The organism is Streptomyces sudanensis, from assembly GCF_023614315.1.
In the GTDB taxonomy this organism is placed as follows: domain Bacteria; phylum Actinomycetota; class Actinomycetes; order Streptomycetales; family Streptomycetaceae; genus Streptomyces; species Streptomyces sudanensis.
In genome coordinates this window covers 397743-405861 of the sequence record NZ_CP095474.1, presented here as the reverse complement: position 1 = coordinate 405861, position 8119 = coordinate 397743, and the positions used below count along the sequence as shown (strand labels likewise).

Below are 8119 nucleotides of genomic sequence, written 5' to 3'. Positions count from 1 at the left end.
GGGNCCCGCGGCGTCCTGCGTCCCCCGTCCGCCCGGCACCGGCCACGGCGCCGCGCACAGGGCCGCGGTGCCCGGGGCCGTACGGACCGAGGGCCCGTCGCCGCCCGGCCAGGGGCCGACGCACACCAGGGCGTGCGGCCCGTCCGCGTCCGGGCCGAGCGCCGAGCGCAGGGCGGCCACCGCCAGGTCGTACCGCCACCCCCGCTGGGCGGTCAGCACGGCGCGCAGTTCGCGCGACAGGTCGGCGCCGGCCCGCTCCTCCCCGGCGAGCAGGGCCCCGATCCGGGCGGCCACCTCCATGGCCGCGGCCAGCCGGTCCGGCGCCGGGCCGGGCGAGGCGTCGAGCAGCCACACGTATCCGAGGACGACGCCCCGGTGGCGCACGGGCAGGCAGAGGCGGTCCCGGTACACGCCCGCGTCCGGTGCGGCGGGGATGCGGACGGGGCCGGTCGCCCGGGCGATGCCGAACCCCTCGAACCAGGCCCGCACGGCGGGGGTGGACGTGCGGGTGAGGATCGAGCGCGTGCGGACCGGGTCCATGGCGGAGGCGTCCTCGCCGTCGTGCGCGCCGAAGGCGATCAGCCCGAAATCCCGGTCCTCCAGGGTGGCCGGGGCGCCGAGGAGCGCCGAGATCTCGTCGACCAGCTCTTGGTAGTCGCCTTTCACCCGGACATTCTGCCACCTCTTCAGACATGTGTCTGAGATCCGCGGCACGGATGCGTGACAGCTGTCGATGGCTTGTTCCCGGGAGGATCCTTAGGTTTCACGGTGGTTCTCCGTGCCGTTTCCGCGACACCGGATTCCGGCCGCCTTGTTCCGTTCGACCCCCGTTCGTGGAGGTGCCCCGTGCTGGGTCCCGTGATCCTCGCCGCCTCGCGCAGCGACAAGATGCGACGCATCGTGTCGGCGGCCCCGGTGACCAGGCCGGTCGTCGACCGCTTCATCCCCGGTGAGACCGTCGACCAGGTCCTCCCCGTCGTCACCGACCTCACGGGCAAGGGGCTCGACGTCACCCTCGACGTGGTCGGCGAGGACATCACCACCCCCGAGCAGGCCGCCGCCGCCCGCGACGCCTACCTGGAGCTCGTCCGCCGCCTGGAGCCGCTGGGCCTGGGCGGCAGGGCGGAGATGTCCGTCAAGCTGTCGATGTTCGGCCAGTCCCTCCCGTCACCCACCACCCCCGGCGGAGGGTCCTCCGGGCCCGCGGCCGGATTCCCGGGCGGCCACGAGCTGGCCCTCGCCAACGTCCGGCCCGTCGTGGAGGCCGCCGCCGCCATCGGCACCACCGTCACGCTGGACGCCGAGGACCACACCACCCTCGACTCGATGTTCGCCATCCACGAGGAGCTGCGGAAGGACTTCCCGCAGACCGGCTGCGTCGTCCAGGCGTACCTCTTCCGCACCGGGGAGGACGTGCGCCGCCTCGCCGCGAACGGCAGCCGGGTCCGCCTGGTGAAGGGCGCCTACAAGGAGCCGGCCTCCGTGGCGTACCAGGACCGGGCGGAGATCGACCGGGCGTACGTCCGCCACCTCAGGACCCTCATGGCGGGCGAGGGCTACCCCATGATCGGCTCGCACGACCCGCGGCTCATCGCCGTCGCGCAGGAGCTCGCGCGCCGCCACGGGCGCAGACTGGACGAGTACGAGTTCCAGATGCTGTACGGCATCCGCAGCGAGGAGCACCTGCGGCTGGCGGCCGAGGGCCACCGGATGAGGGTCTACACGGCGTACGGGACCGACTGGTACGGCTACTTCATGCGCCGCCTCGCCGAGAAGCCCGCCAACCTGCTGTTCTTCGCCCGCTCGATGATCACCAAGAACTGATCCGGAGCCCGTGGGGCCACGCCCCTGACCCCCTCACCAAAGGAGTTACGAGACCCATGGACGCTGTGACCCAGGTTCCCGCGCCGGTCAACGAGCCGGTGCACGGCTACGCCCCCGGCTCCCCCGAGCGGGCCCGGCTGGAGGCCAGGCTCAAGGAGCTGGCCGAGAACCCGATCGACCTGCCGATGACCATCGGCGGCGTCAAGCGCATGGGCGGCGGCGAGCGGGTGGACGTCGTCCAGCCGCACAACCACCGGGCCGTCATCGGCACCTTCGCCGCGGCCACGCAGCAGGACGCCCGGGACGCGATCGACGCCGCCCTGGCCGCCGCCCCGGCCTGGCGCGCGATGTCCTTCGACGACCGCGCCGCGATCTTCCTGCGCGCCGCCGAGCTGCTGTCCGGCCCGTGGCGCGAGACGCTCGCCGCCTCCACCATGCTCGGCCAGTCGAAGACCGCCCAGCAGGCCGAGATCGACACCCCGTGCGAGCTCGTCGACTTCTGGCGCTTCAACGTCAAGTACGCCCGCGACCTGCTCGCCGAGCAGCCCCCGGCGAACGCGCCCGGCGTGTGGAACCGCCTGGACCACCGCCCGCTGGAGGGCTTCGTCTACGCGATCACGCCGTTCAACTTCACCGCCATCGCGGGCAACCTCCCCACCGCCCCCGCCCTGATGGGCAACGTCGTGGTGTGGAAGCCGTCCCCGACGCAGACCCACGCCGCCGTGCTGCTGATGGAGCTGCTGGAGGAGGCCGGCCTGCCGAAGGGCGTCGTCAACCTGGTGACCGGCGACGGCATCGCCGTCTCCGAGGTGGCCCTGGAGCACCCGATGCTCGCCGGCATCCACTTCACCGGCTCGACCCGCACCTTCCGGCACCTGTGGAAGACGGTCGGCAACAACATCGAGAAGTACCGCTCCTACCCCCGGATCGTCGGCGAGACCGGCGGCAAGGACTTCGTCGTCGCCCACCCCAGCGCCGACCGCGCCGTCCTGAAGACCGCGCTGACCCGCGGCGCCTTCGAGTACCAGGGCCAGAAGTGCTCGGCGACCTCGCGCGCGTACATCCCGGCCTCGATCTGGAACTCCGGCTTCAAGGAGGAGTTCGCGGCCGAGGTCGACGGCATCAGGATGGGCGACGTCACCGACCTGTCGAACTTCGTCGGGGCCGTCATCGACGACCGCGCGTTCGCCAAGAACAAGGCGGCGATCGACCGCGCCCAGGCCGACCCGGCGTGCACGGTCGTCGCGGGCGGCACCTACGACGACTCGGTGGGCTACTTCGTCCGCCCGACCGTCATCGAGTGCGCCGACCCGGAGAACGAGGTCTTCCGGGAGGAGTACTTCGGCCCGATCCTCGCCGTGCACGTCTACGAGGACGACCGGTACGAGGAGATGCTGGAGCAGATGGAGGCGGTCTCCGCCTACGCGCTGACCGGCTCGATCATCGCCAACGACCGCGCCGCCGTCGCGTACGCGATGGACAAGCTGCGGTACGCCGCGGGCAACTTCTACATCAACGACAAGTCGACCGGCGCCGTGGTCGGCCAGCAGCCCTTCGGCGGCGGCCGCGCCTCCGGCACCAACGACAAGGCCGGCGCCCCGCAGAACCTGATGCGCTGGACGCTGACCCGCGCCATCAAGGAGACGCTGGTCCCGCCGACCGAGTACGGCTACCCGCACATGGGCTGACGCCCCCGGCCCGCACCGGCCGCCCCNCACCGNCCCCGCCCGGCCTCCGCGCCGGGCGGGGGCGGTGCCGCTTCGGGCCCCGCTTCGGAACCGCGCGCCCGCCCGCCTGCGGCGACGAGGCGTTCACGTCGCGTTCCCCCGGCCGCGGGCTCCTCCGCCGTCCGGGCACGGGGGCCGGCCCCCGGCAGCGCCGACCTCCGGGACGGGCGGCCCGCAGGGCGTCCCCTCCTCCGCCGACGCGGCCGCGCGGGCACCGACGGCCCGGCCGTCCGCCGGCCGGTGCGCGCGGACCCCGCCGCCCATGGCGTGAACGTGTGCCGAAGCCGGGCCGCCGCGCCCGCGGCGGTGCCACAGTGGGCGGTATGAGCGATCGTCTCCACACCGCCCACACCTACGCGTTGACGCCGGCCGTGCTCGCGGCGATCCGCGCCATGCTGGAGGACGCCTTCGACGGGGACCTGGGCGAGGAGGACTGGGAGCACGGCCTGGGCGGCGTCCACGCGTACGTCGAGGACGCCCGGGGGCGGATCGTCGCCCACGGCAGCGTCGTCATGCGCCGCGTCGTGCACGCCGGGCGCGCCCACCGCGTCGGGTACGTCGAGGCCGTGGGGGTGCGCCCGGAACGCCGCCGCCAGGGGCTCGGCGGCCGGGTGGTGGCCGCGCTGGAGGAGGTGGTCGACGGCGCGTACGACTTCGGCGCCCTGGGCGCCTCCGACGAGGGCGCCGCCCTCTACCGCTCGCGCGGCTGGCACCTGTGGAACGGCCGGATCGAGGGGTACGGCCCGCGGGGCGTGGCCCGCCTGGCGGACGGGGAGGACTGCACCTTCCTGCGCCCCGCCGCCGGACGGCCGCTGCCCGTTCCCGAGGACGGGCCGCTGCAGTTCGACTGGCGGGACGGCGACGTGCTGTGACCGCGCGGCGGACCGGGTCGCGGAGGGCGGGGCGCGGTGGGCCGTCTCAGATAGTAGGAAGTCCGAGCAATCGTGGAGACAGGGGACGCGCGCTCGCCTAGCGTGGAGGGAGCCGAACGTCTCGCTCCATCAGCGAACGGCGGACCAGAGCGCGGTGCCCTCCGGCAGGCCACCCCTGCGGCAGGCGCTCTCCGCCCCTTCCGGCGCCTCCCGCATCCGCCCTGCACGAGGAGCCTTCGCCATGAACACCTCCACCCCTGCCCGCCGTTCCCGCCGCGTCCGCCACACGGGCACCCGGCCCACCGAGGCCGAGCGCGGGAACGCCGCCGCCGCCCTCCAGCGCGCCCTGGACCGCCGGGACAACGGCGGCTCCACCGGCCGCTGACCGGCCCCGCACGGCGGCGGCACCCCGGTGCCGCCGCCGTTTTGTCTTCCCCCGGTCGGGCCCGGCCGCCCGGCCGGGCCCGACCGGAGACCGGTCCGCATTCCGGACGCTCCATGTCGGGGAATGGGACGAAAGGTAGGGTGCCGGCATGTCTCGCAGCCTCAATCTCGCAGTGATCCCCGGCGACGGCATCGGCCCGGAGGTCGTGTCCCAGGGACTCAAGGTCCTCCGCGCGGTCCTCCCGCGGGACGTGGAACCGCGGATCCGGGAGTACGACCTCGGCGCCCGGCGCTGGCACCGCACGGGCGAGACCCTCCCCGACGCGGACCTGGAGTCCCTCAAGGACCACGACGCCATCCTCCTCGGCGCGATCGGCGACCCCTCCGTGCCGTCCGGGGTGCTGGAACGGGGGCTGCTGCTGAAGCTGCGCTTCGCCTTCGACCACTACGTGAACCTGCGCCCGGCCAGGCTCCTCCCGCACGCCGCGACCCCGCTCGCGGGCCGCCCCGACATCGATTTCGTCGTCGTACGGGAGGGCACCGAGGGCCCGTACACGGGCAACGGCGGAAGCCTGCGCACCGGGACGCCGGCCGAGGTCGCCACGGAGGTCGGCGTCAACACGGCGTACGGCGTCGAGCGCGTCGTCCGCGACGCGTACGAGCGGGCGGCGGCCCGCCCCCGCAGGAAGCTGACGCTCGTCCACAAGGACAACGTCCTCGTCCACGCCGGCCGCCTGTGGCGGAGCGTCTTCGACAGGGTGGGCGGGGAGTACCCCGGGGTCACCACCGACTACCTGCACGTCGACGCGGCGACGATCTTCTTCGTCACCCGGCCCGAGCGCTTCGACGTCGTCGTCACCGACAACCTCTTCGGCGACATCCTCACCGACCTCGCCGCCGCCGTGACCGGAGGCATCGGCCTGGCCGCGTCCGGCAACATCAACCCGACGGGCGCGTTCCCCTCGATGTTCGAGCCCGTCCACGGTTCCGCGCCCGACATCGCGGGCCGGGGCGAGGCCGACCCCACCGCTACCGTCCTCTCCGTCGCGCTGATGCTCCGCCACCTCGGGTACGAGGCCGAGGCCGCCCGCGTCGAGGAGGCGGTCGCCGCCGACCTCGCCGGCCGTGCCGGGTCCGGCGCGCGCACCACGGACGAGATCGGCGACGCGCTCGCGGCGCGCGCGGCGGGCTGACCCGCCGGCCCGGGAACGCCGGGAACGGCCGCCGGACCGCGCGAGCGCCGGCGGCTCCTCCCGTGCGGCGACGGGTGCCACCATCGAACCCACGGACCACGACCCACCCGTTTTCCCGCCACGGTTCCTCCAGGCGATAATCGGACACAGGGCCGCGGCATGCGGTGTTGTTCGGACGCCCCGGCAGCGACAGCGGCCGGAGCGGCGGCATGGGCGCGGTCCGACCCACTCCACCGGTGAAGGACACAGCAGTCATGACGACGCCCACGACGATCGAGCTCAAGCCCTCCTCGACCCCGCTGTCCGCCGCTCAGCGCGAGGCGATCCTGGCCAACCCCGGCTTCGGCCGCCACTTCACCGACCACATGGTGACCATCCGGTGGACGGCGGGCCGCGGCTGGCACGACGCGCAGCTCACGCCGTACGCGCCGCTGTCCATCGACCCCGCCAACATGACCCTGCACTACGCGCAGGAGATCTTCGAGGGCCTGAAGGCCTACCGGCGCCCCGACGGCTCGGTCTCGCTGTTCCGCCCGGAGGCCAACGCCGAGCGCTTCCAGCGCTCCGCCCGCCGCCTGGCCATGCCCGAACTGCCCGTGGAGACCTTCGTCGCCGCCTGCGACGCCCTGGTCCGGCAGGACGCGGAGTGGGTCCCGCCGCACGGCGGCGAGGAGTCGCTGTACCTGCGCCCGTTCATGATCGCGACGGAGGTCGGCCTGGGCGTCCGGCCGGCCAACGAGTACCTGTTCATCGTCATCGCCTCGCCCGCCGGCGCGTACTTCCCCGGTGGCGTCAAGCCGGTCTCGGTCTGGCTGTCGGAGAACTACGTCCGCGCCGTCCCCGGCGGCATGGGCTTCGCCAAGACCGGCGGCAACTACGCCGCCTCCCTCCTCGCTCAGGCGGAGGCCACGGCGAAGGGCTGCGACCAGGTCGTCTGGCTCGACGCGCTGGAGCACCGGTGGGTCGAGGAGATGGGCGGCATGAACCTGTACTTCGTGTACGGGAACAAGATCGTCACCCCGGAGCTGACCGGTTCCCTCCTGGCCGGGATCACCCGCGACTCCCTGCTCCGGCTCGCCGGCGACCTCGGCTACGAGTCGGAGGAGGCCCGCATCTCCACCGACCAGTGGCGCCGCGACACGGAGAACGGCACCCTGACGGAGGTCTTCGCCTGCGGTACGGCCGCGGTGATCACCCCGGTGGGCACGGTCAAGTCCGCCGGCGGCGAGTGGACGCAGGGCGACGGCCGGCCCGGCGAGGTCACCCTGAAGCTCCGCAGGGCGCTGCTCGACATCCAGACGGGCGCCGCTGAGGACACCCACGGCTGGACCCACCGGGTCGTCTGACCCGGAGCTGCCCACCAGGCCCTCCGCCACGGCCCGCGAGCCGCGGCGGAGGGCCCCGGCGGTCCGTGCGGGGCGTGCGGAGCGACGGGCCGTCCCGCCGGGGCCCGCGGAAGACCGGGCCGTCCCGCCGCGACCCGTGCCGCCCGAGCGTGTCGGGCGGGAGCGGCCCCGGCCGCCCCGACCACATCGTGAGACCCCTGTCCACGGCGCGGCGCGGTTGTGGCACACTCCCCCCGTGCTCGCCCACCCGATGATTATCGGCAGCAGCGCGCCGGTCCGCAGTGACCGCTGAACCCCGACGCACCCCGTCGCGGCAGCGGACACCGTGTCCCAGACCCGCGCGCAGACCTCTCGCATCCCGCGAGGGGTCTTTTCGTTTTCCGGCCCCACCACGGGCCGGCGGCGAGCGCGCGAGAATGGGGACAAGCGGACCAATCCACCCCTATCCCCCCGAGTGGGTCCCCTCGCGCGGCCCCGGGAGCGGGGCACCCCCATCGAAGCCCAGCAGACAGGAGCAGGACGGCCATGACCACGGAGCAGCCCGTCGACGACGGTTTCCATGTTTTCGACACGACGTTGCGGGATGGTGCGCAGCGTGAGGGGATCAGTTTGACGGTCGGGGACAAGTTGGCGATCGCGCGGTATCTGGACGAGTTCGGGGTGGGGTTNGTGGAGGGGGGGTGGCCTGGGGCGAATCCGCGGGATACGGAGTTCTTCGCGCGGGCGGTGGGGGAGGTGGAGTTCCGGCATGCGTCGTTGGTGGCGTTCGGGGC

Annotated in this window: 7 protein-coding genes and 2 pseudogenes; 8 read left to right on the top strand and 1 reads right to left on the bottom strand. The window is 73.7% G+C overall.

Annotated elements, in window-relative coordinates; translation table 11 throughout:
• Window positions 1-4 precede the first annotated feature (4 nt).
• Window positions 5-666 (bottom strand): annotated as a pseudogene (locus MW084_RS01735) (PucR family transcriptional regulator); the annotation flags it as partial.
• 180 nt (window positions 667-846) lie between these two features.
• Here MW084_RS01735 and MW084_RS01730 point away from each other — a divergent pair.
• The 8 genes and pseudogenes from MW084_RS01730 to MW084_RS24425 form a co-directional block, all read left to right on the top strand.
• Window positions 847-1824 (top strand): proline dehydrogenase family protein, encoded by a 978-nt coding sequence (locus MW084_RS01730; protein WP_255114347.1) that lies wholly within the window; start codon window positions 847-849, stop codon window positions 1822-1824.
• A 56-nt stretch (window positions 1825-1880) separates the two neighbouring features.
• Complete coding sequence (pruA, locus tag MW084_RS01725; RefSeq protein ID WP_010476114.1) at window positions 1881-3512, top strand: L-glutamate gamma-semialdehyde dehydrogenase; 1632 nt, start codon at window positions 1881-1883, stop codon at window positions 3510-3512.
• 362 nt (window positions 3513-3874) lie between these two features.
• Entirely contained in the window at window positions 3875-4423 is a 549-nt protein-coding gene (locus MW084_RS01720) for a GNAT family N-acetyltransferase (RefSeq protein ID WP_010476112.1), read from the top strand.
• 241 nt (window positions 4424-4664) lie between these two features.
• On the top strand, window positions 4665-4808 hold the full coding sequence (locus tag MW084_RS01715; protein WP_010476110.1) for a hypothetical protein: 144 nt from the start codon (window positions 4665-4667) through the stop codon (window positions 4806-4808).
• Between the two features lie 148 nt (window positions 4809-4956).
• On the top strand, window positions 4957-6000 hold the full coding sequence (locus MW084_RS01710; protein ID WP_010476107.1) for a 3-isopropylmalate dehydrogenase: 1044 nt from the start codon (window positions 4957-4959) through the stop codon (window positions 5998-6000).
• 254 nt (window positions 6001-6254) lie between these two features.
• On the top strand, window positions 6255-7346 hold the full coding sequence (locus MW084_RS01705) for a branched-chain amino acid aminotransferase (protein WP_010476105.1): 1092 nt from the start codon (window positions 6255-6257) through the stop codon (window positions 7344-7346).
• A gap of 444 nt (window positions 7347-7790) precedes the next feature.
• A pseudogene (locus MW084_RS24430) lies at window positions 7791-8014 on the top strand (hypothetical protein); the annotation flags it as partial.
• A gap of 1 nt (window position 8015) precedes the next feature.
• Window positions 8016-8119, top strand: a 104-nt coding sequence (locus tag MW084_RS24425; RefSeq protein WP_420833755.1) for a hypothetical protein, incomplete at both ends; no start/stop codon positions are given.